Source organism: Wolbachia endosymbiont of Drosophila tristis (genome assembly GCF_028981745.1).
Taxonomy (GTDB): domain Bacteria; phylum Pseudomonadota; class Alphaproteobacteria; order Rickettsiales; family Anaplasmataceae; genus Wolbachia; species Wolbachia pipientis.
Map to the genome: position 1 here is coordinate 1 of NZ_JAPQLN010000082.1, position 26578 is coordinate 26578.

The 26578-nt window shown below is 35.8% G+C and carries 24 protein-coding genes, 1 pseudogene and 1 riboswitch; of the genes and pseudogenes, 7 read left to right on the top strand and 18 right to left on the bottom strand.

The annotated features are described in order from the left end of the window. Window positions 1–558: 558 nt before the first annotated feature. From OZD64_RS03230 to pgsA, 8 genes are all read right to left on the bottom strand, one after another. Window positions 559–1251 carry a thiamine diphosphokinase gene (locus OZD64_RS03230; protein ID WP_010962623.1) on the bottom strand — a complete coding sequence of 231 codons (693 nt, stop codon included), beginning with the start codon at window positions 1249–1251 and terminating at the stop codon, window positions 559–561. Next, window positions 1232–1507, bottom strand: coding sequence for a SemiSWEET family sugar transporter (locus OZD64_RS03235; RefSeq protein ID WP_006280002.1), 276 nt, complete (start codon window positions 1505–1507; stop codon window positions 1232–1234). The genes OZD64_RS03230 and OZD64_RS03235 overlap by 20 nt, the downstream gene beginning before the upstream one ends. Next, a riboswitch (TPP riboswitch) is annotated at window positions 1496–1598 on the bottom strand. Its footprint overlaps the gene before it by 12 nt. Window positions 1599–1674: 76 nt before the next feature. After that, entirely contained in the window at window positions 1675–2520 is an 846-nt protein-coding gene (locus tag OZD64_RS03240) for an SPFH domain-containing protein (RefSeq protein ID WP_038198860.1), read from the bottom strand. A 7-nt stretch (window positions 2521–2527) separates the two neighbouring features. After that, window positions 2528–3466 carry a M23 family metallopeptidase gene (locus OZD64_RS03245; protein WP_038198862.1) on the bottom strand — a complete coding sequence of 313 codons (939 nt, stop codon included), beginning with the start codon at window positions 3464–3466 and terminating at the stop codon, window positions 2528–2530. Between the two features lie 3 nt (window positions 3467–3469). Then, window positions 3470–4210 (bottom strand): YebC/PmpR family DNA-binding transcriptional regulator, encoded by a 741-nt coding sequence (locus tag OZD64_RS03250; protein ID WP_010962626.1) that lies wholly within the window; start codon window positions 4208–4210, stop codon window positions 3470–3472. A gap of 59 nt (window positions 4211–4269) precedes the next feature. After that, complete coding sequence (locus tag OZD64_RS03255; RefSeq protein ID WP_038198841.1) at window positions 4270–4977, bottom strand: outer membrane protein assembly factor BamD; 708 nt, start codon at window positions 4975–4977, stop codon at window positions 4270–4272. A 60-nt stretch (window positions 4978–5037) separates the two neighbouring features. Continuing rightward, window positions 5038–5979 carry a hypothetical protein gene (locus tag OZD64_RS03260; protein WP_010962628.1) on the bottom strand — a complete coding sequence of 314 codons (942 nt, stop codon included), beginning with the start codon at window positions 5977–5979 and terminating at the stop codon, window positions 5038–5040. 120 nt (window positions 5980–6099) lie between these two features. Next, window positions 6100–6633, bottom strand: coding sequence for a CDP-diacylglycerol--glycerol-3-phosphate 3-phosphatidyltransferase (gene pgsA, locus OZD64_RS03265; protein WP_010962629.1), 534 nt, complete (start codon window positions 6631–6633; stop codon window positions 6100–6102). Between the two features lie 134 nt (window positions 6634–6767). Here pgsA and OZD64_RS03270 point away from each other — a divergent pair, with 134 nt between their 5' ends. Then, window positions 6768–8090 (top strand): malic enzyme-like NAD(P)-binding protein, encoded by a 1323-nt coding sequence (locus OZD64_RS03270; RefSeq protein ID WP_077188090.1) that lies wholly within the window; start codon window positions 6768–6770, stop codon window positions 8088–8090. A gap of 14 nt (window positions 8091–8104) precedes the next feature. Here OZD64_RS03270 and OZD64_RS03275 read toward each other — a convergent pair whose 3' ends face one another. Further along, window positions 8105–9013 (bottom strand): P44/Msp2 family outer membrane protein, encoded by a 909-nt coding sequence (locus OZD64_RS03275; RefSeq protein WP_274999281.1) that lies wholly within the window; start codon window positions 9011–9013, stop codon window positions 8105–8107. Window positions 9014–9142: 129 nt separating this feature from the next. On the opposite strand from OZD64_RS03275, the gene OZD64_RS03280 reads away from it, so the two are divergent. Both OZD64_RS03280 and grxD read left to right on the top strand, forming a co-directional pair. Beyond that, the gene (locus OZD64_RS03280) at window positions 9143–9361 is read left to right on the top strand and encodes a BolA/IbaG family iron-sulfur metabolism protein (RefSeq protein WP_006280012.1); all 219 of its coding nucleotides are present in this window, start codon (window positions 9143–9145) and stop codon (window positions 9359–9361) included. A gap of 15 nt (window positions 9362–9376) precedes the next feature. Then, a complete protein-coding gene (gene grxD, locus OZD64_RS03285) occupies window positions 9377–9742 on the top strand; it encodes a Grx4 family monothiol glutaredoxin (protein ID WP_265042883.1) in 366 nt (121 codons plus the stop codon). Window positions 9743–9893: 151 nt separating this feature from the next. On the opposite strand, the gene fumC is transcribed toward grxD, so the two are convergent. The 4 genes from fumC to murC all read right to left on the bottom strand — a co-directional run bounded on the left by fumC (window position 9894) and on the right by murC (window position 15457). After that, entirely contained in the window at window positions 9894–11288 is a 1395-nt protein-coding gene (fumC, locus tag OZD64_RS03290; protein ID WP_010962632.1) for a class II fumarate hydratase, read from the bottom strand. A 383-nt stretch (window positions 11289–11671) separates the two neighbouring features. Continuing rightward, complete coding sequence (cgtA, locus tag OZD64_RS03295) at window positions 11672–12694, bottom strand: Obg family GTPase CgtA (RefSeq protein ID WP_006280016.1); 1023 nt, start codon at window positions 12692–12694, stop codon at window positions 11672–11674. Continuing rightward, entirely contained in the window at window positions 12682–13956 is a 1275-nt protein-coding gene (eno, locus tag OZD64_RS03300; protein WP_038198848.1) for a phosphopyruvate hydratase, read from the bottom strand. The genes cgtA and eno overlap by 13 nt, the downstream gene beginning before the upstream one ends. A 4-nt stretch (window positions 13957–13960) precedes the next feature. Continuing rightward, window positions 13961–15457 (bottom strand): UDP-N-acetylmuramate--L-alanine ligase, encoded by a 1497-nt coding sequence (gene murC, locus OZD64_RS03305; RefSeq protein ID WP_274999282.1) that lies wholly within the window; start codon window positions 15455–15457, stop codon window positions 13961–13963. Between the two features lie 26 nt (window positions 15458–15483). Here murC and OZD64_RS03310 point away from each other — a divergent pair, with 26 nt between their 5' ends. The 3 genes and pseudogenes from OZD64_RS03310 (at window position 15484) to OZD64_RS03320 (ending at window position 19617) form a co-directional block, all read left to right on the top strand. Next, complete coding sequence (locus OZD64_RS03310) at window positions 15484–16158, top strand: septal ring lytic transglycosylase RlpA family protein (RefSeq protein ID WP_010082236.1); 675 nt, start codon at window positions 15484–15486, stop codon at window positions 16156–16158. A 765-nt stretch (window positions 16159–16923) separates the two neighbouring features. Next, window positions 16924–17995: pseudogene (locus OZD64_RS03315) on the top strand (ankyrin repeat domain-containing protein). Window positions 17996–18129: 134 nt separating this feature from the next. Then, window positions 18130–19617, top strand: coding sequence for a type II secretion system protein GspD (locus tag OZD64_RS03320; RefSeq protein WP_015588942.1), 1488 nt, complete (start codon window positions 18130–18132; stop codon window positions 19615–19617). A 7-nt stretch (window positions 19618–19624) separates the two neighbouring features. Here the strand turns inward: OZD64_RS03320 and OZD64_RS03325 are convergent, their stop codons facing one another. Both OZD64_RS03325 and mtaB read right to left on the bottom strand, forming a co-directional pair. Then, window positions 19625–20536 carry an outer membrane protein gene (locus OZD64_RS03325; RefSeq protein WP_274999286.1) on the bottom strand — a complete coding sequence of 304 codons (912 nt, stop codon included), beginning with the start codon at window positions 20534–20536 and terminating at the stop codon, window positions 19625–19627. Window positions 20537–20602: 66 nt separating this feature from the next. After that, on the bottom strand, window positions 20603–21829 hold the full coding sequence (mtaB, locus tag OZD64_RS03330; RefSeq protein ID WP_010082135.1) for a tRNA (N(6)-L-threonylcarbamoyladenosine(37)-C(2))-methylthiotransferase MtaB: 1227 nt from the start codon (window positions 21827–21829) through the stop codon (window positions 20603–20605). Window positions 21830–22218: 389 nt separating this feature from the next. Between mtaB and gatA the strand changes: the two genes are divergently transcribed. Continuing rightward, window positions 22219–23688: an Asp-tRNA(Asn)/Glu-tRNA(Gln) amidotransferase subunit GatA gene (gatA, locus tag OZD64_RS03335; RefSeq protein WP_038198853.1), complete on the top strand. Its 1470-nt coding sequence runs from the start codon at window positions 22219–22221 to the stop codon at window positions 23686–23688. Window positions 23689–24049: 361 nt separating this feature from the next. Here gatA and ltrA read toward each other — a convergent pair whose 3' ends face one another. The 3 genes from ltrA to OZD64_RS03350 form a co-directional block, all read right to left on the bottom strand. After that, the gene (ltrA, locus tag OZD64_RS03340; RefSeq protein WP_274999284.1) at window positions 24050–25363 is read right to left on the bottom strand and encodes a group II intron reverse transcriptase/maturase; all 1314 of its coding nucleotides are present in this window, start codon (window positions 25361–25363) and stop codon (window positions 24050–24052) included. Then, complete coding sequence (locus tag OZD64_RS03345) at window positions 25326–25454, bottom strand: hypothetical protein (RefSeq protein ID WP_255324786.1); 129 nt, start codon at window positions 25452–25454, stop codon at window positions 25326–25328. The genes ltrA and OZD64_RS03345 overlap by 38 nt, the downstream gene beginning before the upstream one ends. Before the next feature lie 382 nt (window positions 25455–25836). Continuing rightward, a complete protein-coding gene (locus OZD64_RS03350; protein ID WP_274999285.1) occupies window positions 25837–26379 on the bottom strand; it encodes a hypothetical protein in 543 nt (180 codons plus the stop codon). Between the last annotated feature and the right edge of the window lie 199 nt (window positions 26380–26578).

A 26578-nucleotide genomic window follows, 5' to 3' on the forward strand; every position in this document is an offset into this window, starting at 1 on the left:
TCAAAAAATGCCAATACTCGACAGAGATAGTAAAAGACTAGCTAACTCGGGGATTCTTTGTCTTTTTTTCTGCTTAGTAAATTTCTTAAAAGTTTGCAGCGTAAGTTAGTTGCAATTAAAAGCAGCTTAATCTTGCTTTTCAAGCGTTTAAAACATAAAAAACGCCAATATTTTAAAGCGGATAATAACCCCAGGGCTTCTTTTGCCTTTTTTTTCATTTGGTAAATTTCTTAATGTTTATAGCTAAACGACAATCGTCATCCCGCTACGTGTTAGCGGGATCTATGTTAAGGTATAGTAGGGGATCTATGTTAAGAGATACCGCGAATGAATCGCGGTATGACGGTCTGCGGCGGTATGACGGTTCGTGGCGGTATGACGGTTAAGCAATTCGTCATCCCGCTGCTTGTTAGCGGCTAAGAGATACCGCGGCGGTATGACGTAGGACTGCTGTCATTCAAGTAGCTGAAACTGGAATGACACGTCATAAAGGAACCAGTGTCAGCTACTTGGATGATACCTTTTTTCTACTTAGTTTGGGTTATGCAAGAAGTCTATTTACTTCTTAACTTGACGCACATGATGTCTTGCAGCATCATCTACTGTCTCTAAATAAATCATTGCTAGACATATACCACTGTGTACTTCTACGGATACCTTATTGCCTAAACTTCGATTAAAGCAAGAATTTTTTCCCGGAAAAGCAAGATTACTAAGGTGCAGTTCCCATTTTAATCCTTTAGTTGATATTTGAGCTCTCGGTATACCAAGTAAAGATATTTTAGTATTTTTTGGCAAAGAAAAAAAATGGGTAATACCTTTTTGTAAAGTGTAACCTACCATGGGAGGTGAAGGTGTGTAAAAGATACTGCCCGTACTTAGAAAAATGTTAATATTCTGTAGTATGTGATCAATTGCTCCTCCAGTAATACCCGTTACTATTGATGGCAATAACTTTACTGTTTTTAAGTGAGCCATTGCTTTAGAAAAGTCGCAATAATCTTGATCAGGTAGATATATCGTATTCAAATTAGCACGTAAATCCAGATTTACGCTATCCAAATCTCCTACTACAAGATCAGGTTTTACGCCAATTGATAGAAGCTTGTTTGCTCCTCCATCTACAGCAATAATAGGTATATCTCGTTTAAAAAACGATGAGCTCGGTATTTTTCCATTTAGCACTACAATAGAACGATATTGTTGTTGTGTACTGCAGTGCAGCACATGATCATGGTGCAGGTTTTGCATCGTAGTAACATTTTTGAATAATTGATATTATGCTAATCACTAATCCAGCAATATTGCTAAGCACCACAAAAATTGAGCTCTGGTAAAGACCATAGCCAATCCAAGACAATGAACAAATAAGATAGTTTACTAACATTAACATCGATACATCACGAGTAACTTTAGTGATATATGCTTTATATACTTGAGGTGATAATCCAATTAGAGATGCAATTAACGCAATGAAGCCGAAGCATTCTTCAATATTTATATACATACATTTTCCTACGCTTGCTTTAACAATATCAGGTTCAAAGGGTTGTACTTTATGTACTCTCAGCTTTTCTAGAGCACCCCTAATGCGTGTAATTTATAACATCATTTAGTCTATTAATCAAGAAATTAATAGTGACTTGCATTTATGAAACCCAATCGGCTTCTATGCTAATTATTATCTAAACTAATCGTCGGTTGTGCATCTTGCTCAGAGATTAGGGCAACCAACAAATTATTTATCAATTGAACCTTTTGCTTGCCATCTAATTGTAAGCTTTTGTTTTTTTCAAAATGAGCTATTACTTCCTCGACAATTCCTATTGCATTTTGCACTATATGCCTTCTTGCCGAAGTGATAGCATGTGCTTGTTGACGCCTTAACATTGCTTGTGCAATCTCGGACGAATACGCCAAATGCGATATTCTTGCTTCTGTAATCTCAATTCCTGCAATATCTAATCTTTGTTGTAACATTGACCGCAATTCATCTGAAATTTTATCAGAATTTTTACGTAAAGATTCCTCATTGCTCTCGCTGTCATACGGATAATTGCTCCCCAATTCTCTAATTACCGAGTCACTTTGTACAAAAACAAATTCGTGATAGTTGTTAACATTATAATACGCCTTTGCAGGACTGCTCACTCTCCAAACAATTACTGCAGAAATCTCTATTGGACTTCCATTTGCATCATTAACTTTTATTTTTTCTGTGTTAATATTCTGAAATTTTAGGGAAACTATATATTTGCTTGAAAAGGGAAGCGTTACACATATTCCAGACTTAAAATAAGTTCCAATATAATGACCAAAAAATTCTATCACTCTTGCTTCATTAGGGTCATTAATAAAAAATCCTTGAAGAAAAGTCAAAATTGAAACGGCAGCAACTCCAAGTGCAATTGTGCTGTCATATGCCAAAAAAAGCAGCGATAAAATTAATCCTAGCGCTATTAGTACAGGAAAAGCCCGAATTTGACTCAAATTTCTATCGTTTATCGTATTCTTATCCATATTGTCTTTAAACTTCTTTTTCACTTGAACTCTCTCTGTTGATCGTTTTATTTATCTTATTTACAAATAGTTTAAACTCTCTTAATTCATGATCAGGCAATTTTACTTCAGTTTTATGTGCTATCGTAAGCGGATCGATGTGTTTGCCGTTATATATAACTTCGTAATGTAAATGAGGGCCTGTTGCAACACCAGTGCTACCAACATAGGCGATGACCTGCCCCTGCTTTACTTTAGAGCCTAACTTTATATCGCCACTAAATCTACTTATATGCGCGTAACAGGTTGAATATTCATTTTTGTGTTTTATTTTGATGTAATTTCCATAGCCACCATTCTTTCCTATATATTCTATCACACCCTCTGCAGCAGCGTATATGGGAGTGCCAAGTTTAGCTGCATAATCCACTCCTTTGTGAAAAGCAATTTTACCGCGAACAGGATGCTTTCTATTGCCAAATTTTGAGGATATGCGATAATCTCCATTTAAAGGATTTGCAAAAATTTCGCCATTTTTTAAGCTTATTCCTTCTTTATTAAAATACCTTTCTTTGCCGTCTTGCGATTTATAATGATATAAACTAATAGCTTTCTTGTTTATTATCAGTGAAGCATATAAAATTTTTTCTTCAGTCTTCTGATTATTAGGCAATCTCTCAAAAAGAACCTCCAATTTACTCTTCGGCACAATGTCTTTTTTAAAATCAACACCGAAATCTTTATATATGTTGATCAATTTCACCACTGTATTTGGCGCCAACCCTTCCGTGGCAAAAAAGGAAGATTTTATGGTACTGGATATGAATAACAACTTTCTATCACTTTCTGTCGTCAAAGTAGCTTTTTTTTTTCTGATTCCATGCTGGAATGGCTGTGCAAGATCTGTTGATGTTTCAGCGGTATATAACGGTAAGATAAAGAGCAGCATAAATACAATCAGCTTCATCATTTAAACAGCATCAACAAAAGTAAAATTACCTTCCACATACTGTACATCATCATTATCTTCTAATTCTTCAACCAATGCAGATAATTTATCAATCAACTCTTTATCGCTAATTTCAATCAGATCTTTTGGCTGCCATGAAAGACGAGCAAGTTCTGGTTCTCCGAATTTTGCATAAAAGGCATCGCGTACTTTACCAAAATCTTTTATTTCACAAGTTATAACGTGTAATCCTTCTTTGTCATTTTCCTCAACATTCAATACTTCTAATTCGATTCCATGACTGAATAAATCATCAAAATTCACACCCTCTGCTTTATAGACGATTAAGCCTACATGATCGAAAAGGTAACTAACACTTCCTGTTTCTCCCAAGTTTCCACCCTTGCGAGAAAATATATAACGTACCTCAGAAGCAGTTCGGTTGCGATTATTAGTCAAAACATGGACAATGAGTGCAGTGCCAGAAGGCCCATGACCTTCATATTGGATTTCCTCGTAATTTTCTCCAGCAACGTTACCAGTTGCATTTTTTATTGCTGTTTCTATTTTATCTTTTGGTAGATTTTCCTTGCGTGCAGCAAATATAGCAGAGCGAAGGCGCGGGTTGAGTTCGGGATCGGGCAGCCCTTGCTTTGCAGCAACTGTTATTTCTCTGATCAGCTTCGTAAATTTTTGAGAGCGCTTTGCATCCTGAGCGCCTTTCCGATGTTTTATATTTGAAAATTGTGAATGACCAGCCATATTCAAATAGTTAAAAACCTAATTATATATCAAAGCATAGAAAAAGCTAAAGCAAATTTTCAAGCCTCTGGCTTGGCATCTTGCAGGTTTTCTGCTAATAACATACTTTCATACTGCTCAGCTTCTAAGTCAAGGCCAAGAGCTGAATGGGCTGCTATTAAATGGTTAATAGACTTAGAAAAATATTTAGAATCCTTATAGCTTGCCATATTCTGGAAACGCTTAATTGCTGCTAAATATTCACCACGCCTCAGGTAAAATTTACCGATAGAATACTCTTTTGTTGATATATGTTCTGTGATTAATTTTGCTCTTTCCTTTATCTCGTCTACATATTCGCTGCCTGGAAAGAGATTAATGTACTCAGTGGCTAGCTCTAAAGTTTTATATGCAGTTTGCTGTCCAAGTTGCACTTTATTAATTTGCATGTAATAAGATAATACTCTTAAGTAGTATACATATGGTAAATCTTCACCATTTGAATAAACATATATATAATCAGCCATATCACTTGTAGCACTGCTATAGTTACCCATATTATAGTGAGAGACCCCAGATAATAATTTTGCTTTCATTGCCCAATAAGAAAAAGGATACAAATCCTCTATCTTATGAAATGCCCTAATAGCTTGTTTATATTTTTTCTGGTCAAAAAGTTCAACTGCTTCTTCATATAGTTCAGTTTCAGTTTTTTCAAGATCATCCGCATACGATTGTGTAAAGGAGCAAATTAGGAAAATAAAGCACGTGATTAAAGTCTTATACATAAGATTTTTTTCGATCAAAATAAAGTATAGACCTAAATATTACTTAAATAAATAAATTTCTTAGGCAATAGCCGGTCCTTCTTCTTTATAACTACGGTCAGAACTACCTGCATTTCTTGATTCACCTCGTCCTTCCACTTTTGGATCTTTCAGCGTCTTACTGTAGGAATGTATAGTTAAGACCTGTACAGCCATAAAAATTGCAATACCTACCAAGCCTAAAGTAGGTCCAACAGCAGGATTTAAGGACGATGCTAATGCTATTAACATTATCCTTCTTATTAAAAATACAGAAGAACCAGCAAGCGCCAATCCGGCTACAGATATATTGCTAGTTTTCTTGCTAGATTTCTCATCAAGATCAGACTTTTCTGTTTCCTTTTTCTTATTTTTTTCATGCTTATCAATATAAGAAACAAGAGTTGCAAGAAAAGCAATTGCATTGGCAAGAAATAAAATTGCATCCTCTGCTGCTTCAAGTGAAGATGTTTCACCCATTATCATACCTACAATAACCAGTGCAGTTGTTATAGCCTCAATATAGATCAAACACTGACCTATATCAGAAATATTGTGCTCTTTTTCCTTTACTTCCTCTCCATTTTCAATAATCTCCAACTCTCGTTCTTTTTGTGCTATCTTCCTATTATTGTAAATTAAATATAGCGTACAAATAAGAGATAAGACTGTAAAAGGTAATATAGTGTGGCTTAGCGCGCCACTTATCACGCCAAGTAATACCTGATCGCTATATGTTTTTTCCAGTTCAATCGCCATCAGCAATGTAAATGGGACCATTGTTGCCAATGATGCACATTTTCTATATAGCTCTCTTTTTTTTAGTGCTAATAGTTCTTGTTCTAGCCTTTCTCTTTTGACTTCTTTATCAACTGTTGGCCAAAAATCCCAAAAAAACTCTTCTAATGGTTCAAAATCTCTTTTTTTCTTATTCTTTCCTGGAACCTTTTTAGTAGAAGAAAATTTGCCACTAGGTATTTTCATAATATTAACCTAATTAGTAGTAAGTTAATACAATTATACACCTTTTTGCTTTCTGAGTCAATATCACTAAGATATTAACTACTCTTGTCTATTAACTATTTCCTAGGAGATTTAATCAATCTATTTGATGCCGGCTAGGATATAATTATAGCCTGACCACATAGTTATAATAGCTGCAACCCATAAACAAATCGCACCTGTATATTGAATCATATAATAATCGTTCATTATTAGCGCTACTACAGCAACCATCTGCAAAAATGTTTTAATTTTTCCAGCTTTGCTTACAGGCAGACTAACATTTGTAGCTATCAGAAACTCCCGTAAACCCGAGACTAATATCTCCCGACAGATGATGATAATCGATGGTACTATTGTAAAATCATTTATCTTATGCTTATAAACTAGCATAATTATCGTTGAAACCACTATTAATTTGTCAGCAATTGGATCAAATAGCTTGCCAAACTTTGATTGGACTTTCCACGCACGCGCCAGGTAACCATCAAAAAAATCCGTAATGCACGCAAACACAAAGATTGATATTGTTATCAGGCCTGCATATTTATTTTCTATATAAAAACTTAATATTATTGCTGGTATTGCAAGTGCACGAGAAATTGTAAGCAAATTAGGCACGTTTTTTTTAAGCATGTAATATCATCTTACGTAATAGGTAAACTTATACAGAAGTACAACAGAGTTCACAAGTTAATAGTTTACAATTGAACATTTATAAAAACTCCATATACTTAAAAAATACAAGCTTAAAATATAAGGATGTAATGATGAACGATGATTTAGATAGTACCACAAAACAAGAAGCGCTTAAGTATCACAGCAGAGGTGGTAACCCTGGTAAAATTTCAATCATGCCAACAAAACCTTTATCTACCCAGTATGATTTGTCACTTGCTTATTCCCCTGGTGTTGCAGCTCCGTGCCTTGAAATAGCTAAAAATCCTGAGGTTGTTTATGATTATACAGCAAAAAGCAACTGTGTTGCTGTCATTTCAAATGGCACTGCAGTGCTTGGACTTGGTAATATCGGTCCTCTTGCTGCAAAACCTGTCATGGAAGGCAAAGCTGTTTTATTTAAGCGTTTTGCTGATATTGATGCAGTTGATATAGAAGTTGGTACAGAAAATATAGAAGATTTCATCAATGCAGTAAGGTATCTTGGGCCAAGTTGGGGGGGGATAAATTTAGAAGATATAAGATCTCCCGATTGTTTTATAATAGAGAAACGCCTGAATGAACTGATGGATATTCCAGTGTTCCATGATGACCAGCATGGAACTGCAGTGGTTGTTGCAGCTGGCATAGAAAATGCTCTTGATATTGTTGAAAAGAAATTAGAGGACGTTAAGATCATTATGAATGGTGCTGGAGCAGCCGGTATTGCATGTTTAGAAATACTAAAGTCCATGGGCGCTAAAAATATAGTGCTGTGTGATAAGCAAGGAGTAATATACAAAGGTAGAAACGAGGATATGAATGAGTGGAAGGAAAAGTATGCAATTGATACTTCCGAACGTTCTCTACTTGATACAATAAAAGGCGCTGATGTATTCATCGGACTATCTGCAAAAGATGTGTTAAATGAAGAGATGTTAAAGAGTATGGGCAAAGACCCGATTATTTTTGCTCTTGCCAATCCCGATCCAGAAGTAAGGCCTGAGTTTGCAAAATCTGTGAGGCCAGATGCAATCATTGCAACTGGTAGGTCAGATTACAACAACCAAGTCAACAACGTAATGGGTTTTCCTTATATATTTAGAGGGGCACTTGATGTACATGCAACAACAATAAATGATGAAATGAAAATTGCAGCTGCAGATGCAATAGCAAAGCTTGCCCGTGAGCCAGTACCAGGTGAGATATCTGCAGTCTATGGCGGTCGTAAAATGGGCTATGGACGTGAATATATAATACCTACTCCATTTGACCCAAGATTAATTTCTATAGTAGCTCCTGCTGTTGCAAAAGCCGCAGTTGATTCAGGTGTTGCAAGAAAGGCAATACAAGATTGGAGTAAATATGAAAATCAATTAAAATCTCGTCTTTCTAATGTTCTCAGCACGCTGAATTTACTATCTTCACATATGTAATTTATTGGATAAAGTTAAAAGTGATAAACCAACCCAAACTCTAAGCCATATATGCCAAACCTATTGGTAATGGTTGCAGTTGTTGATTCAACACGTGCAGTTTCATCAACTTTACTTCCTCCACCGGCAGGAATATATCCTTCACCAGCTAGTATCTTTATTCCTGGTACAATATCTTTAAATTGGTTATCAAGGATACCAAAATAGCGTAAACCAGCAAATGCTTGAGTTTGTGCTGTAAGTTGGTGATTGATACCAAGTTTTGCTTGGTAAGCCAAGGCATATCTGGTTTTTCCTAGAAATTTAACCCTAGTTACACCTGCACCAATACCAACATATGGGGTGAATGGCATTTTTGCTATATTAAAATCACGATATACATTGACCATTCCAGCTAAGTTATTAAAACCTTCATTTTTCATCTTAAATGCAGCTCTGAACTCTGCTTCAACACTACAATTTTCTTGAATGTGAATATCAACCTTTCCACTTCTCCAAGGTGAATTGCATTCCGCTCCAGTAGACGCATCATTGTGACGACGAAGTTCAATATATCTTGCTTTTTTCTTATCTGAATAATCTTCATCATATAAGTTAGTCTGAGAATATAAGCCTTCAAACTCAACTCTCATATTTTTGAATAAATACCCTATTGCAGCACTACCGGCAAACCCTGGAACATATTTAGGACTGTATCCAGCTTCAATTCGCTCCTTCTTATTAAAACTAAAAACCCCCTCTGTTATATTGTCACCTGCATCTTCTTTTCCTTCTAGAGAACCTATTGCATTGAAGAATGCTCCAAAATAGTTAGCTTTGATGTGAACATTCTCTAAGTTATTTATTTTATCATCGTAAGATAAGCACCTAAATGAAAAAGTTAGCAAAACCAATAGATATGTGAATTTAAATCTTTCGCCCACCACAAAGCCTCCCTGCATAATTTGTCATTCCATTATTATAGTATGCTTCTATTTTTTATGATAGCAACTTTTTATTGCGCTCAATCGTTTTAGATTTATAATGAAAGTATTGTAATTTAAAGCAAATCAATGACTATTGCAATTCACGAATTAGAGAGGATCATCAAACAATCGTTCCCCGACGCTGATATAAAGATTCATGATCTTGCTGGAGATGATGACCATTATCATTTAAAAATAAACTCCAAGTGTTTTCTTGGAAAGACAAAAATAGAACAGCATAAAATGGTATATAAAGCTCTGGAAGGTCAGTCTATACACGCCTTGCAACTGGAAACTAATACTTAAAAATAAGGTGAATTTATGAGCAATTTTGAACAAATAAAAAAAGATATAACAGAAAATGATGTGGTATTGTATATGAAAGGCACTTCTGATTTTCCTCAATGCGGATTCTCTGGACTCGTCGTGTCAATCCTAAAAAAATTGAACGTGAAGTTTAAGTATATTAACGTGTTGGAGAATGATGAAATACGTGAATCTATAAAAAAGTTTTCTGATTGGCCAACAATTCCACAATTATATATAAAGGAAGAGTTTATTGGTGGTTGCGACATCACTCGCGAGATGTACGAAAAAGGCGAACTGCAAAGTTTATTGAAGGAAAAAAAATTATTGCGGAATAAGTACCAAGAAACCAGTGCCCAGACGCTGGATAACGTAGTATAGCTATGAAAAAGGATCTTATGTCTTAAACCGTATCCGTTCAGGGGAGCGGCAAAATAAGGTAGACAAAGCAAGATAATAATGTTGATGTTAACACTATTGTCAAGTTTACTGGCCTTTCTATTAGTGAGATTGAAGAATTAAGTGTGAGCGGTTACAAATAATTTACCATTTCTTCTGGTTTCACTATCCTTTCAAACTCTTCCTCAGTGAGCAGTTGAAGTTTTGCTGCTGCTTCTTTTAGAGTGATATTTTCTTTATAAGCAAGCTTCGCTATTTTTGCTGCATTGTCGTACCCTATATGCGTATTTAATATAGTGACCAACATCAACGACTGATTCAGTAAATCTTTTATCCTCTCTTCATTTGCTTTAATACCAACTACACATTTTTCTGTAAAATTTAAACTTGCGTCAGCTAAAAGTCTTATAGACTGCAAAACATTGTAAATTATCACTGGCTTAAACACATTCAATTCAAAATGACCGTTTGAACCACTAATGGTTACAGCAACATGATTTCCCATAACTTGAGTGCATACCATAGTCACCGCTTCACACTGAGTTGGATTCACTTTACCTGGCATAATTGAAGAACCAGGCTCATTTTCCGGTAACATTATTTCCCCAATTCCGCATCTTGGACCAGAACCAAGCAACCTTATATCATTTGCAATTTTCATTAAACTGACTGCTACTGTATTGAGTGTTCCACTGAGCTCAACTAAAGCATCATTTGCTGCTAGCGCTTCAAATTTATTGCCTGCTGAAGTAAATGGAAGGTTAGTAATTCCTGCAACTTGCTTTGCAAAATCTTCAGCAAAACCCTTTTTAGTATTGAGTCCCGTGCCCACCGCAGTGCCACCTTGTGCAAGCTCGTATATACCACTTAAAGTTGATTTTACTCTCTCTATCCCCTTTTTAATCTGGGCTGCATAGCCAGAAAACTCCTGTCCTAGTGTTAGGGGCGTTGCATCTTGCAGATGAGTACGTCCTACTTTTATTATATCTTTAAATTCCTGAACCTTATTATCCAGCACCTTATGCAATTTTTCAAGATTTGGAATAAGCAAGCAGTTTATTTGCTCTGCTGCTGCTATATGCATTGCTGTTGGAAAGGTGTCATTTGACGACTGACCATAATTCACATGATCATTTGGATGTATTGGAGATTTACTACCCAAATTACCACCTAAAATCTCTATTGCACGATTGCTGATCACTTCATTCATATTCATATTAGTCTGCGTTCCGGATCCGGTTTGCCAAACAACAAGCGGAAATTCATTATTAAATTTGCCATCTATTACTTCCCTCGCGGCTGTGCAAATTGCGTCCCCTACCCTATCATCTATAACACCATGTTTCATATTAACACGCGCTGCTGCAAGTTTTACTATTGCTAATGCTTTAATCAGAGGCTCTGGCATTTTTTCTGTGCCAATCTTAAAATTTTCTAAAGAACGCTGAGTCTGTGCTCCCCAGTAATGTTCACTTGGTACTTTTACTTCCCCTAAGCTGTCTGATTCTATTCTCGTCTTTCTATCCATATTTTCCTCCTGGTGTTATGCAAACTGGTTCACTACATAATTTTTTCATGCCTACTTCTTTGTTAATTAAATCATACTAGATCCAAGTAGTCAAGTGTACGAACATTGCAATTTTCAGTTAACTTGCATGGTAGATGCAAGTAGCTGACACTGATTCACTTTATGATGGTGTCATTCCAGTCTGGAATCCAGCCTTTTCATAATCATCAAAACGTTGTATTTTAACATAAAACGGCTACTTTTATGCTTACCAACTTAATAAAATTCCTGGATCCCAGACTGGGATGACACCCTTCTGGTGGACTCAAATCACGATGTTTGCACAGCTGTACGCTTAGTTCTGGTTGCACGCTACCATTCTTGTACATCCATAAATAGAAAATTTACGCTTTAAAAGGATCATATACATCGATTTCCTTAGAATTACTCTTTTTCAATTTTTCACTTAATAATCTTAAAATAGGCTGTAAATCACCATTAATTGATAAGCACAGCACTTCTTTATTGAGATAATTAGCTAGGTGATTCTTCTTTTCCAGAATTTCTGCTTCCCTCAATAAGTCGCATTTGTTTAATACTACAATCTCTTCTTTTTCAACAAGATCACTATTGTAAAGTTCCAATTCATTATGGATACAACTATAAGCCGAAACAACGTCATCGTGAGTTACATCGATTAAATGAAGTAAAATTTGACACCTTTCTATGTGCTTTAAAAATTTATGCCCGAGCCCAACTCCAAGGTGAGCATCAGTAATTATTCCAGGAATATCTGCTATTACAACTTCGCTATCATCCACTTTTACCATGCCTAAATGAGGTCTTACGGTGGTAAATGGATAATCGCCTACTTTTGTATCGGAATTTGAGCAGCGAGTCAAAAATTTTGATTTACCTGCGTTTGGCATGCCAATAATTCCAACATCTGATAAAACTTTTAGTTTTAATAATACATGTTTTTCTTCGCCAGGCTGACCGTAAGTAAAATGTCTTGGTGCCTTATTAGTAGAAGATTTAAAATTAGTATTTCCAAGTCCACCTTTTCCACCCTGTGCTACTTGAAATTCCATACCAGGCTTGTCAAGGTCTACTATTATCTCTTCACTTTCTTCATCAATTATTTGTGCACCGACTGGAACTTTAAGTATAACGTCTTTCCCTGCTGTGCCAGATCTATCCCTGCCTGCACCATTTTTTCCACTATCTGCTTTAATGTGTCTTCTATAACGAAAATGAAGCAAAGTGTTGAGATTAGCGTCGCTGATGAAAACTATGTTTCCACCCTTTCCTCCATTACCACCATTTGGACCACCAAATTCAACGAACTTTTCTCGACGAAAACTTGCACAGCCATCACCACCGTCACCAGCTTTTAAACACAATTTTACTTCGTCTATAAAACCCATGCTAACCCACGATAATATTTAGCATCCTTTCCTAATGCGCTTTCTATTCTGATTAGCTCGTTATACTTCGCGAGTCTATCAGAACGCGATAGCGACCCGGTTTTTATTTGCCCGCAATTTGACGCAACTGCTATATGAGATATTGTTGTGTCTTCTGTTTCACCTGAGCGATGAGAAACAACAGCTTTATAGCCATTTGATTTTGCCATTTCAATAGCAGCAAAAGTTTCTGTTAACGTCCCTATTTGATTTGGCTTGATCAGTACAGCATTTGCCATTTTTTCCTCTATTCCTTTGCATATCAGTTCACAATTTGTAACAAACAAATCATCCCCAACCAATTGAATTTTACTCCCCAATTTTGCAGCAAGTAATTTCCAACCTTCATAGTCGTCTTCACTCATTGCATCTTCTATAGAAATTATTGGATATCTTTCCACAAGATTACAATAATATTCAGTCAACTCTTCTGAAGTAAGATCTCTGTGTTCAAATTTGTAAATTCCATCTTCATAAAAAGTAGATGAAGCAACATCAAGGCCTAGTGCAAAATCACTTTGCGCTGAATAACCTGCTGATTCTATAGCGTATATGATCAAATCAAGTGCTTCTTCAGTACTTTCAATATTTGGTGCAAAACCACCTTCATCCCCTACATTTGTGCTATAACCTTTTTTCTTAAGAATGCTACGTAAGTTGTGGAATACCTCCGCAGATATTCTAATCGCTTCGCTGAAAGTCTCAGCACCGACCGGAAGAATCATGAATTCTTGGAAATCGAGCTTATTGTCTGCATGTACTCCACCATTAATTATGTTAATGAGTGGAACCGGCATAACACTCGTCTGCTTTCCTCCCAAATATCTATATAGCGGCATTTTGAAACTGTTTGCTGCTGCTTTTGCAACTGCAAGAGACACACCCAAAGTTGCATTTGCTCCAAGTTTTGATTTGTTTTTTGTTCCATCCAGTTCAATTAATGCTTTATCAATTGCATTTTGGTCCGCTGCATTCATTCCAATGATTTCATCTGCTATTATCCCATTTACAGCTTGAACAGCTTTCAGCACTCCCTTACCACAATACCTTTTCTCATCTTGGTCCCTGAGTTCCAAGGCTTCTAATTTACCGGTTGAAGCTCCAGAAGGTACAGATGCCCTGCCTATTGCACCATCACAGAGCTCAATTTCTACCTCAATAGTGGGGTAACCCCTGCTATCTAAAATTTCTCTTGCAAATACGTTATTGATTATCTTATTCATTACATTAAACCTTAACTTCCGCAATAAGTGCTGCAGTTTCCTTTGCCAATTTAGCTATATTACTACCAGCACCAATAAATAATACTATATCACTTGGACTTGTCGAATCACTAATAAAATGTGAAACGAGCAAAGCATCATTCATAATTTTTGTGTTATTAAATCCATTACTGATTAAAGCTTTTTGTATATCATCAATCCCACAACCAGGAATAGGCTTGTCTTCTGGGGGATGAACAGGAGTGAGGATGACATAATCAAACATCATGAAAATGCGTATGAATTCATCAAAAAAATTACGAATGCGGGCAAAACGAAGTGGTTCGATAATTCCTATTACTTTTCCTTTAGTAATCGAACGTGCAGCCGTTAAAGTTGCATATATTTCATTTGGATGATGGGCATAATCCTCAATTAACTTAACACCTTTAATATCGGCAATCAAAGAGAATCTTCTTGCTACTCCTTGAAATTCCAAAAGGCCTTTTTTAATATCTGCATCGCTAATTCCGAGCTTTATCGCAACTGATATTGCAGCTAGGGCGTTGCTTACTTTGTGAATTCCAATTGCATTTGATAGTACTATGTTTTTTAAAGGGCTGGATCCCAGTGTCATGCACTGGGATGACATCTCTGTACACTTTCCTTTTGTCATTCCAGCACGTAATGCTGGAATCCAGTTGTTCAACACATCAAATTCTATGCTGTTAGCATGCTGTTTAATGTTGCTGGCTCTTATGCTACCATTCTCAAACCCAAACGTTATAGAATTACCCGCATCATAATCGATGTCTACAGAATCAGGTAAAACTGCAGAACCTGCATTATTCACGAATTGGGAAAATGCATTTTTGATATTATCAAATGTGCCGTAATAATCTATGTGGTCATTGTTGATACTTGTTATGACAGCAATCTTTGCAGGGATTTTTAGCATAGTTCCATCAGACTCATCAGCCTCGATCAGAAAAGTGTCACTCCCTCCAAGTTTGAAGTTGCTCTTATAGGAATTTAATATCCCTCCTACAGTTACAGTCGCATCAATGCCAGAATGATCAAAAATGGAAGCAATCATAGCGGTTGTTGTTGTCTTTCCGCTTGAACCTGAAACCGCTATCACATATTTACCTTTCATAATTTCAGCAAGTATGTCTGATCTATGCAAAACGGTTTTATTGTTATTTTTTGCCGCAATTAACTCCACATTATCAGATTCTATTGCAGAAGAATGTACAACTATTTGAGCTTGGCTTATATTATTAGCATTGTGACCAATAAAAACCTCTATACCTAGCTTTTGTAACTTATTTATATTGTCGTTTGATTGTGCATCACTGCCTTGAACTTTGCAATTGGAATTGTGAAGAATTTCAGCAATGGCACTCATTCCGATTCCACCTATACCAATAATATGTATTATTCCTTTTTGAGTTTTGTTAATATTTAGCAGTAGATGTTTACTCATTACTAAATTTATTATAGTATAATTTAAAATCCTCATAGTATCGAACCCTCTTACCGAATACAATGATAAAAAACCTAACCTTTCTATGTCTAATATTTGTTTTGATAAGTAGCTGCAGTTTTAGCAACAGGTTTAACTGCACTGCAGGTCATTATAAAATTGGCAGCAGCTACACAATAAATGGTATAACTTATTATCCAAAAAACTGTAAACACTATGAAGAGATAGGGATAGCATCGTGGTATGGAATAGAAGATCATGGCACACTTACAGCAAATGGTGAAGCGTTTAACCGTCACTTGATCTCTGCAGCGCATAAGACTTTGCCCTTACCCTGCTTTGTTCTTGTCACTAATTTAGAAAACGGAAGAAAGCTTGTTACAAGGGTTAACGATAGAGGGCCTTTTATTGAAGGCAGAATAATAGACTTATCAGAAAAAGCAGCTCAAGTCTTAGGATTTCATAAATCTGGGCTTGCAAAAGTAAAAGTTCAATACCTAAGAAAGATGTCAGAACAATTGATACAAAATACTCCTCATTACAGAAAGCAATACGAAAAAGAAATGCAGAAACGTCATCCGAAACAAGACAGTGCAGAAAGTAAGGGATATGTTGCATTTTTTAAAAGTGCTCAGGCTGCTAAATCAGCTGCATCAAAGCTTCGCAATCAAGGAATAAAAAATGTTAGATTGCTTTTTAAGAACGATCAATATTGCGTGAAAGTGAGTTATAGGTAGTGGTGAGTGCAGAATTTGAAAGATTTGGTTAATGTAAGGAACGCTGGCTAACTATTGTAAGTTAAAAATGTGATATAAAAAAGATATCAACAATTTATAGCTATACCACCGCGATATCTCTTAGCCGCTAACACGTAGCGGAATGACGAGCTTATCGTCACGCCACCGCTAACCGTCATACCGCGATTCATTCGCGGTATCTCAGCCGCTAACAAGTAGCAGAATGACAGCAATCCTACGTCATACCGTCACGGTATCTCTAGATCCCGCTAACAAGTAGCGGGATACTTGACCTTTACAGGAATGACAGTTGTCGTTTAGCTATAAATGTTAAGAAATTTACCAAATAAAAAAAAGGCAAAGAAACCCTAGGGTAGCTAGTATTCAAATTCTCCCTTGTCTATTTGACGTCTTTTACTGTCTTAAACACTTTATAAGCGCGTTTCGGCTTGTATAGGTAGAAACCTAAAAGTTTTATAAAGACATGAGGTGCACATAGTGCAAAAAATTAAGCATGATTTACGCCAAATACATTAAGTTTTTTGTCATTAATCCACTGCAGAGATTGCGAAGATAAATAAATAGCTTCAGTTTCATGATAAGAGGGCTGGCGGAGTTTGTCAAGTAAGTTTTTCGTTTCATCCAATGCGCTGCCAAAAGTTTGTTATGCAAGAATGCACTAGCCATTTCTCACAGATTCATTTAAACTTAATCAAGTAGGAGTATTATTAACGCGAAAAGAGTTTAATTAGAGATTTAAGTGATATGGCGCGTGAGGAAGATATAAACCAATTAGTAGAAAATGGATTTGATATTAACTCAAAAGATGCAAGTGGAATCACTCTCTTGCATAAGTTCACAAAAGAAGGCGATTTAGTTGGAGTAAAGTCATTACTAGAGCACGAAGCTGATTTCAATGTCGTAGACAACGAAAATAGAAACCCTCTGCATTACGCCATTATGCATGGACACAAGAAAGTTGCTAAACTTTTTGTTAACCAACTGACAATTAATTCCAAGGATAAAAATGGATTCACTCCACTGCACCTTGCTGCACTACAAGATGACACGGAATTAATAGATTTTTTGATAACAAAAGGCGCAAAAATTAATGAAAAAGATGCCAAAGAGGGCTATACTCCTCTTCATATAGCTTCACTATACGGTTCTAAAAAAAGCGTCCAAATTTTAATTGATAGCGGAGCAAATCTCGAATGTGAAGATAACAATTTTCGTACTCCTTTGTTTTTAACCATTTATCAATGCACCGCACATTATGACAGCAGAGCAGAAATTATAGAATATCTGATAAAGAAAGGTGCAAATATAGAAGCCAAAGATGCAGAAAATAACACTACACTTTTCCTAGCAGCGTATAACAACAAAATGCAAATAGTAAAACTTATTGCAAAAAAACAGCAAGCAAGTAACGATAAAATTAAACTTAAAGAGTTTTTTTGCACAAAAAACAACCATGGTTTTGATGCGTTAGATTGCGCTATTGAGCATAATAATAGAAAAATGGTAACATTTCTTGTTTCAAAGGGAATAGAAGCAAACGATCAAGATTTTAATGGTAACGCTAGGCTGCATAAAGCTAGCCATAAGCAAGGCTCATAGCAAAAAAAACATCGAAGAAAATTACAAAAAATTTTGTAGATTTTTGATGCTTTATCTGAAAGAGCTACATAGTAAACACAAAGCCTGTTGTATACTTTCAACCCTAGCTCTAAGCTTAACAATTATAGGCTTACCATTTATTTTCAAGCCTATTATTAAATACAGAGAAAGAAGTACAATATATAAAAAAATTAGGGCTATGCTGGTCTACATTTAAGTACAAGAAGAGTATACAAAAAATACATAGCCAAAGCTAATACACGACAATTATCTGCTCGATGAAAATGAGATTAAATACATTTTTAATATTTTTATAGAAATCTATTAGTATAGATTTTGTATGCTGTTCTAATGGCTATTTTTAAATGCTTAATACTCCTCTTCATTATTTCTTGCACACATCTACCTACCAAGCAATATCCTATTAACATAGACAATTATAAGCACGATTATCCGTTGCAACAATATAACACCTCTTTGGAGATTAATGAACCGGCAATACCAGAAATTATGCCTTTACCAATAGAGTTTCCCGATCTCACAATCAGTAATCAGCTTATTTCTATTAATGTTAGTGAAGAAGTATCAGTAAAGGATTTGCTGATTGAGATAGGAAAACTTTCTGACGTTAACTTGGATATGGACCCAAAAATATCAGGTAATATTATTTTAAAGCTAAAAGATAAGGATATAAACGAAGTAATTCAGAGTATAGCAAATAGCGCCAAACTGCGTTACTCAACAAGTAATGGTGTAATTAGAATTGAGCAGGACTTGCCATACGCACAAAATTATTACGTAGACTTCATCAATATTCAACATTCTGCTCAAAGCAGTTTCGTCATTAATAACAATATTACTAACAGTGATGGAAGTAACGTTGATAGGGACTATAACAATGTTATGAAGTCTCAATACAGTAGTGACTTATGGAATTCATTAGAAAAAGGCTTGAATGCAATAATGGATGTTAACGGGGTGGATGATGGCGAATTCCTTTCATCCAACAGAGAAGCTGGTGTTATTATTTTGAATGCTAGAAAAGATATCCACAAAGCTGTTGAAGAATATATTAATAAGGTTAAGAAGTTAGCGTCTTCTCAAGTAATGATAGAGGCAAAAATAGTTGAAGTTGTGCTAGATGACAAATACCTTTCTGGTATGAACTTAAATGACTTACAAGATGGAACTAAGTCTATAATAAATCAAGATAACTCCATTATTAACCTAGCAATGAACTTTGGTGCAAATGATCTAGGAGATTTAGTAAAAAATTTAGACAAATTTGGCACTTCAACTGTAATTTCAAGCCCCAGAGTACATGCTATAAATAATCAGCAAGCGATGATTTCATTTACTAAAAACCATATTTATTTTACCTCCGATATACAAAAAGATACTAGAAACTCTAATCAGACCTTAATTACCAAGATGAATAGCGTCCCAATAGGTGTTGTGCTAATAATCCACCCAAGCATTAACATTGATACTAGTGAAATATTCATGGATATACATCCAACTTTATCAAGAATTAACGGCTACACTAAAGATCCAGATATAGAGTACGTCGCACAGCAGAGTAAAATGAAATTAAATAGCGACATTCCAATTGTTGAAATCAGAGAAATGAACTCTATGTTAAAAATTAAGAGCGGTGAAATTATGGTAATCGGCGGGCTTATAGAACATAGAGAAGATAAGCAAAGCTTATTGCATCAGAAATCAAAAAGGCTAGCGAATAATATTAGAACAGTAGAAACTGTCATTTTTTTAAAAGCAACAATCGTACCAACATTTGGTTTGTTAGATAGAAAAGATAAGAATTTATATATATATTAAATTATCACTAAAAATTAAATATCAAACCAACTTCAATATTGTGAGTAGATATGTCATCTGCAACAGGTATCGGAACGCTAAAGTAACGATAGCCGAGAAAGGTTTTGATTTCTGGGATTATTGAATAATCAACACCAAGTTTTATTTGATAAGCAAACCAAGGAACACTCAGTGGCATTGAATTTTGGGGTGACCCATTAATCCTTTTTAATCTAAAAACTGTTGGTCCTATACCAAGACCGATGTACGGAGCAAATTGTGTATCCTGAACGCTGGGATTATAATAGAAGTTTAACAAAAACGCAAATATACTTGCTGATTTATCAAATACCGGAGGAGAATTACTATCTTCAATATTGGCTATAGAATACGCGGCTTCAAAATCAATTTTACCATTTTCTCCAGCATAGTAACCTAAAGACATGCTGCTAAACCACTGGAAATCAATTTTACCATCAAATTGCTGTATACTTTTAATTTCATCTGCCACTATATTTTTTATTATAAAACCATAATGACTTTCAACTAAAGTTAGGACTCTTTTTCCTATTTCTTGTATACCCTTTACAAATATTTCTGAATTATCATGGTATACCTTACCACCGTTAGCGCTAACATAAAAATCAAGTTTTTTTGATTTTTCTTTTGTAGGCTCAGCTTGATCTGCAATACGTGACCACATATTTTTCTGATCAGCTACTTGGAAAACAGAAGGTGGACTACTTTCAAGTTCTTGATATTTTATTGGTATTTCTTTTGCAGTAACCTCCTCAGAACGTATCACACTTTTATTATTGTCTGTTTCTAATTTTAAGGGTTGTACTTGCTCAATGTGTGTATCATTACTAATATAAGTAATAAAAAAATAGACACATGAAATGAAAATCAAAAATAAAGTAATAGATATTCTAGTTATCATAAATGAATTCACAATTATCATTTACAGTATAATTACTATATCGTATATTTCTTCAATGTACAAAAATTAAGAAAAAATATTTCCAATTAGATAATTATTTTCCACTCCTTTAACATTAACTTTCACAATACTCTTGGCTTGAGCTTTTGATTCAAGCTTTATTAATGCAAAATTTTCTGCTCTACCGACATTATTTTGCTCAACCAGAACACTTTGCTTAGTGTTGATCAAGGATTGACAAAAACTGCTCATAATTTCTTTATTTACTTCTCTTAAATTTTTTACTCGTTCTTTACGCACATTCTCTGGTACTTGTGGCATTCGTGCAGCAGGTGTATTTTTCCGCTCTGAATATGGAAAAGCATGTAGGTAAACTATATTTGTTTTTTTCAGTAAATCAACTGTATCCTGAAACATTTCATCAGTTTCTGTTGGAAATCCAGCAATAATATCAGCGCCAAATGCTATATTAGGCCTCAAGCTCTTCATTTTATGACAAAATTCTATCACTTGTTCTCTGTTGTGACGACGCTTCATTCTCTTTAGTATTAAATTATTACCAGATTGTAGACTCAAATGTAAATGAGGCATAAGTCTTGACTCATTAGCTATTAAATCCATTAATTCGTCGTCAACTTCAGCAACATCGATAGAGGAAAGTCTTAGCCTCTTCAACTCTGGTATATCCTTTAAAACTCTCCTAATCATTGAACCAAGTGATGGCTTACCCAACAAATCTGTACCAAAGTCAGTAATATCAACCCCTGTAAACACTACTTCTTGATATCCATTTTCTACAAAGATCCTGATTTGCTCTATAATACTGTTTATTGGCACAGATCGATTATTCCCTCTTGCCTCAGTAATTGAACAAAATGTGCAGCTATGATTACAACCATTTTGAATTTCAATAAATGCCCTTGACTTATCTTCAAATCCATTAATTAGAACAGGTTCTACTTGGTTATCACTGACCAAGATTTTATCGTCATTTAGTAAGTAATTTTCAGCTTTTAGCTTATCTTGATTACCGAGCACTTTACTTACACCAGGAATGCTACTGTAAACTTCTGGATCCAACTGAACAGCACAACCAACTACGATAATTTCTTTATTTGGATCATTTTTGTAAATCTTACGTATCTTTTGCTTTACCTGACGTTCTGCTTCGTTTGTCACTGCACAGCTATGCACCACAACAACATTTTCTCTCTTTGCTTTTTTTAATGCTTCTTTGATTAACTCGCTCTCGTAAAAATTTAGACGACAACCAAATGTTATCACTTCATTCATGTTAGTATTTTTTGCTTTAATAGACCTAAATTATATCAAATATCCAAGCAAAGTCTCTTGCATGACTATTTTTTTGTAAATAAATGCTATGCAAGCAGCGGACACTGGGATCTCAACGATTTTCACTCAGACACAGTATCACTCCTTTGCTTATTATAGTCTTTTGACCTTTTTAAGATACAATCCGGATTGGATACTGAGTTGGTGAGTATAAAAGTATAGCTTCTACGTCATACCGCTGCGGTATCTCTTAGCCGCTAACAAGTAGCGGGATGACGATTGTCGGTGAATCTAAGTTACCTTAGCTACATTTCTAGCTGTAACTATAAATGTATGGATTTTTTATCGTGCCATGTTATAATTAACGTCTTGCTAAAAATTAAATATTGATGAATGAACTAAGAAAGTTAAGTATTACACAAATGCATGACGGGCTCAAAAAAAAGAGTTTTTCTGCCGTTGAACTCGTAGAGGCGCACATCAGTGCGGTTGAAAATGAGAAATTAAATGCATTTATAACAAAAACCCCAGAGATAGCAATGAAAGCTGCTAAAGCTGCAGATGAACATTTCTCTAGGCAAAAGGATGATTTAATCTCGCCGCTCATGGGTGTACCAGTTGGCATCAAAGATCTATTCTGTACAAAAGGAATAAAAACAACAGCATGCTCAAAAATGCTGGAAAATTTCGTTCCGACTTACGAATCTACGGTGTCTGACTTGCTTTTAAAAAGTGGAGCAGCCATGCTCGGTAAGCTTAATATGGATGAATTTGCTATGGGTTCTGCGAACACAAATAGCTATTTTGGCCCTGTTGAAAATGTGTGGATTAGAAAAAGCGATGGGGAAAAAGTTGTTCCTGGTGGATCATCTGGTGGATCTGCAGCATCGGTGGCTGGATTTTTATGCGCTGGAGCACTAGGGAGTGACACCGGTGGATCTGTGCGCCAACCAGCAGCTTATTGTGGAGTGGTTGGAATAAAGCCAACTTATGGAAGATGCTCGCGTTTTGGTATGATTGCATTTGCGAGTTCTCTAGATCAAGCAGGAGTCATTACTCGTTCTGTCTCTGATTCAGCATTAATGCTGGAAGCAATCTGTGGCTATGATACAAAAGATTCAATATCAAGCGAAAAGCCAGTGCCTAAATTTTCTAGCTTTATAAATGGTGATGTCAAGGGTAAGCGTATTGGTATACCAAAAGAATATAGGATGGATGGAATTTCAGAGGAAATAGTCCAGAATTGGGAGAAAGTTGCTTCCTATTTAAAAGAAAATGGCGCTGAAGTTGTTGACGTTACTCTGCCACATACTAAATATGCAATACCAGTCTATTATTTAGTTTGTTCTGCTGAAACTTCATCCAATCTTGCTCGTTATGACGGTGTGCGTTATGGGTTCAGGGTTGATGCTGATACCCTTGAAGAAATGTATTCACTAACAAGAGCAGAAGGTTTCGGTAAAGAGGTGAAAAGAAGAATTTTAATTGGCGCTTATGCGCTTTCCTCAGGTCATTACAATGAATATTACGAAAAAGCACAGTGTATCAGGGCATTAATCAGAAATGATTTTATAAAAGCGTTTGAAAAAATAGATTACATACTTGTGCCATCTGCTCCAACAGAAGCTTTTGGCTTAAATGAAAAGCCAGATCCGCTAATTATGTGCATCAATGATGTGTTTACTGTGCCGGCAAGTCTGGCAGGATTGCCTGCTATTTCTGTTCCTGTTGGGCTCTCCAATGAGGGTTTACCACTTGCCTTGCAAGTGATTGGAAATTATTATGATGAAGCTGGAATATTAAATGTGGCAAGTGTGATAGAGCAAAATTGCGGCAGAATAATTAGACCTCTTGCATAATCTATTTTTTGATAGTAATTTTTGCATTAAAATTTGCTTACGCTCCTCAACGTACTCTATGGTTCCATTTTTAGATGAATAGCAAAAACAGGGTATATTAATCTGTTTACAAAATTTGCGTGTAACAGTTCACACTTAATTAAACAGACTGAATTCTGTAATTTTGGGATGTTGAAAAATTTACCTCACGTTGTCATTCCAGCGCATAACGCTGAAATCCAGATTTATAGAAACGAAAAAACTTGCTTGACGTCTGGTAGAGACTCATGACCTTGAAACCAGCGATTTGGTCTCATAACCATAGTCTCCCCAAAAGAACCGTGCTTGCGGATTTCCCGCACACGGCTTCACAATACAGCGTTCACACTAGTGCTCCTGTGTATAAAGAAACATATACCTTTGGTTTTGGTAATGGATTTACTTTTAAATAGTGTATAAATTGTTCCCAATCCATACTTTTCTTTTGACTACGTCGGTTTATCCACTTAAATGCTAACTTTGTTACCGGTCGATAGAATTGAATCAAACACCGATAATTTCCGCTAACTCCGAAGTAGCTATAGTGTCCTGTTAGTTTGGCTTTAAGTTTCTGCCACCAATCTTTGAGACAGATACGACTTCGTACCATCTTCAACCATTCTTTGATTTCTTTAATCTTTCTGGCTAGGCTTATTTTTGAAGTTTTCTGCTTCATCATAAGTTTACCATTACGACTTTTTCCACAATAATGTGTAAATCCTAGAAAGTTGAAGCTAGCCGTCCTACGTTTCTCTCTTTCTGCTTGATACCATTCTTTCTTACCAAACTTTACTATTTTTGTTTTATTTTCAGCTATTTCCAACCCAAATTTACTTAGTCTTTGTTTCAGTAATTCTAGAAATTCTTTTGCGTCTTCTTCCCTCTCGCAGCCAATTACAAAATCGTCGCAAAACCTTATTAGCTGTAAATATCCTCTGGCTTTTGGCTTAAATTTCTTTTCAAACCATAAGTCCAGCACATAGTGTAAGTATATATTAGCTAATACAGGGCTTACTATACCACCTTGTGGTGTGCCTTGATCGGTTGCTTTATAACATCCAACTTCGACTATTCCTGCCTTTAGAAATCGTTTTATTAACCACAATAAATTTGGGTCAGCTATTCGTTCCCTTAGACAATTCATTAGCCATTTATGTTGAACATTATCAAAGAACTTCTTGATATCCACTTCTACAATATAGTTAATTGGTTTGTGCATAACTGCTTTATCTAGAGCGTTTATCGCCTGATGACAATTTCTTCCTGGTCGAAATCCATACGAGCTGTCCATAAAGTTTGCTTCATAAATATTTTCTAATATCTTCTTTAGCATTACCTGTACCAACTTATCTTCCGTTGATGGTATTCCGAGACCGCGCTTCTCTTTGCTCCCGGCTTTGGGTATGTATACCCTTTTCACTGGTAGCGGTTGATATTGTTTTCTCTTCATACTATCCACTAGTGTTTTAAGTTTCTCTTCTAGATTTTCTCCATAAGCTTCCACTGTCACACGATCTATACCACAAGCCTTGTTGCGTTTTAGTTCCTTATAACACTCTGCAAGATTCTCTTCATTAATCAAATGAACTAATGATGTAAATTTTACTCGCTTATCTTGCTTAGCCCTTACTGCTATCTGGTTTAGTTTTCCTTGCATACTCCTCTAATCTCTGTTGTATTGGTATAGCAATCCCTATACCAGTCACTATATTGCTAACCGCTTCCCCTTGTATGTGGCTTTCCCACACTCCGAGTACTATCAGTTAGTCCGACTTCCTTTGCATCTTCCTCCAGTCCTCGCCTTTATTGACTTGTTCCAGAGTACCCTTACAGGAATACAAAGGATCTCCCAAGTTCACGTAAGGTCCATCTCAACACATGACGCGGCCTTCGATCCCGATGAGGTGAGTAATATCTTGCCTTAGCGTTATTACCCATGTTGCCTTCCACCAAATGTAAAGTGTCAGCCCCCATGACGCGTGAATTACGGGACTCAATACCTTCACTTTCGTTGCACCCTATGTTGTCCATTCCATTAGCTTTACTACGCTCGTTACCTTACGCAGCATAATGGTTTGTTCCAGGTTGCCGGCTAAGCTTTACCCGTGTTGGATTTTCACCAACTGTTCCTTACGCACTTCTTGGCGCACACATTTTGCCAACCCCCTTATTATGATGTGTAGTACAATGATACAAATTAAGAATTCCCCCATCCTGTGCTGGTTCTTCGATCTGAAATCCTACTTCTACCTGATCACAACCAATGTTAATTTGTCCTATTAATGCTTTAATAATGCCGCGCTTAGTTTGCCAATCTAGCTGTTCCAGGTTCGATTTTACACTAAAATAAAAATTCTTTATGCTATTTATAATAAGACTTATTCCTTTTTCTACTGCCTTCTGATCAACTACCTTTTTTTTCTCTTCTTCTATCCCTTGTAAGCGTTCTTTCATTTTTCTCATTGTCTGTTTAAATTCTTCCTCGCTTATATATCCTTTCTCTCCTGCATTTTCTTGACTATAATAATCTTCCATTAATTTTTCGATACCTTCTTTTATTTGATTTTCTCTTCTTGCAAACTTTTTCTCTGATGATTCATCATTTTTATTTTCTAATACTCTACGTTGGTATTCCTTTTTTATCATCTCTGGGTTTTTTAGTACATCTTTCACCTTTTCCCATACTGACCTTACCCAGAAAAAGTGGAGAGAAAGAAAAGAGTTTTTTTGGGTAAAATAAAATTTTGGAGGATTAGAAATGGTAAGAGAATATACGGCAGAGTTCAAATTGGAAGCTGTTAAGCTGGCAAATGAACAAAGAAAGGTAGGTCAACCAGTTGCAAAAGTAGCAAGAGATCTAGGAATAAGGGAT

Excerpts from the sequence above, each read along its gene's own strand:
- OZD64_RS03310 (WP_010082236.1), top strand. The coding sequence starts at position 15,484 with ATGATAAAAAACCTAACCTTTCTATGTCTAATATTTGTTTTGATAAGT.
- mtaB (WP_010082135.1), bottom strand. The coding sequence starts at position 21,829 with ATGAATGAAGTGATAACATTTGGTTGTCGTCTAAATTTTTACGAGAGC.
- OZD64_RS03260 (WP_010962628.1), bottom strand. The coding sequence starts at position 5,979 with ATGAAAATACCTAGTGGCAAATTTTCTTCTACTAAAAAGGTTCCAGGA.
- OZD64_RS03230 (WP_010962623.1), bottom strand. The coding sequence starts at position 1,251 with ATGCAAAACCTGCACCATGATCATGTGCTGCACTGCAGTACACAACAA.
- murC (WP_274999282.1), bottom strand. The coding sequence starts at position 15,457 with ATGAGGATTTTAAATTATACTATAATAAATTTAGTAATGAGTAAACAT.
- grxD (WP_265042883.1), top strand. The coding sequence starts at position 9,377 with ATGAGCAATTTTGAACAAATAAAAAAAGATATAACAGAAAATGATGTG.
- OZD64_RS03325 (WP_274999286.1), bottom strand. The coding sequence starts at position 20,536 with ATGATAACTAGAATATCTATTACTTTATTTTTGATTTTCATTTCATGT.
- OZD64_RS03255 (WP_038198841.1), bottom strand. The coding sequence starts at position 4,977 with ATGTATAAGACTTTAATCACGTGCTTTATTTTCCTAATTTGCTCCTTT.
- fumC (WP_010962632.1), bottom strand. The coding sequence starts at position 11,288 with ATGGATAGAAAGACGAGAATAGAATCAGACAGCTTAGGGGAAGTAAAA.
- cgtA (WP_006280016.1), bottom strand. The coding sequence starts at position 12,694 with ATGGGTTTTATAGACGAAGTAAAATTGTGTTTAAAAGCTGGTGACGGT.
- OZD64_RS03235 (WP_006280002.1), bottom strand. The coding sequence starts at position 1,507 with ATGTATATAAATATTGAAGAATGCTTCGGCTTCATTGCGTTAATTGCA.
- OZD64_RS03250 (WP_010962626.1), bottom strand. The coding sequence starts at position 4,210 with ATGGCTGGTCATTCACAATTTTCAAATATAAAACATCGGAAAGGCGCT.
- gatA (WP_038198853.1), top strand. The coding sequence starts at position 22,219 with ATGAATGAACTAAGAAAGTTAAGTATTACACAAATGCATGACGGGCTC.
- ltrA (WP_274999284.1), bottom strand. The coding sequence starts at position 25,363 with ATGCAAGGAAAACTAAACCAGATAGCAGTAAGGGCTAAGCAAGATAAG.
- OZD64_RS03280 (WP_006280012.1), top strand. The coding sequence starts at position 9,143 with ATGACTATTGCAATTCACGAATTAGAGAGGATCATCAAACAATCGTTC.
- eno (WP_038198848.1), bottom strand. The coding sequence starts at position 13,956 with ATGAATAAGATAATCAATAACGTATTTGCAAGAGAAATTTTAGATAGC.
- OZD64_RS03270 (WP_077188090.1), top strand. The coding sequence starts at position 6,768 with ATGAACGATGATTTAGATAGTACCACAAAACAAGAAGCGCTTAAGTAT.
- pgsA (WP_010962629.1), bottom strand. The coding sequence starts at position 6,633 with ATGCTTAAAAAAAACGTGCCTAATTTGCTTACAATTTCTCGTGCACTT.
- OZD64_RS03320 (WP_015588942.1), top strand. The coding sequence starts at position 18,130 with ATGGCTATTTTTAAATGCTTAATACTCCTCTTCATTATTTCTTGCACA.
- OZD64_RS03245 (WP_038198862.1), bottom strand. The coding sequence starts at position 3,466 with ATGAAGCTGATTGTATTTATGCTGCTCTTTATCTTACCGTTATATACC.
- OZD64_RS03240 (WP_038198860.1), bottom strand. The coding sequence starts at position 2,520 with ATGGATAAGAATACGATAAACGATAGAAATTTGAGTCAAATTCGGGCT.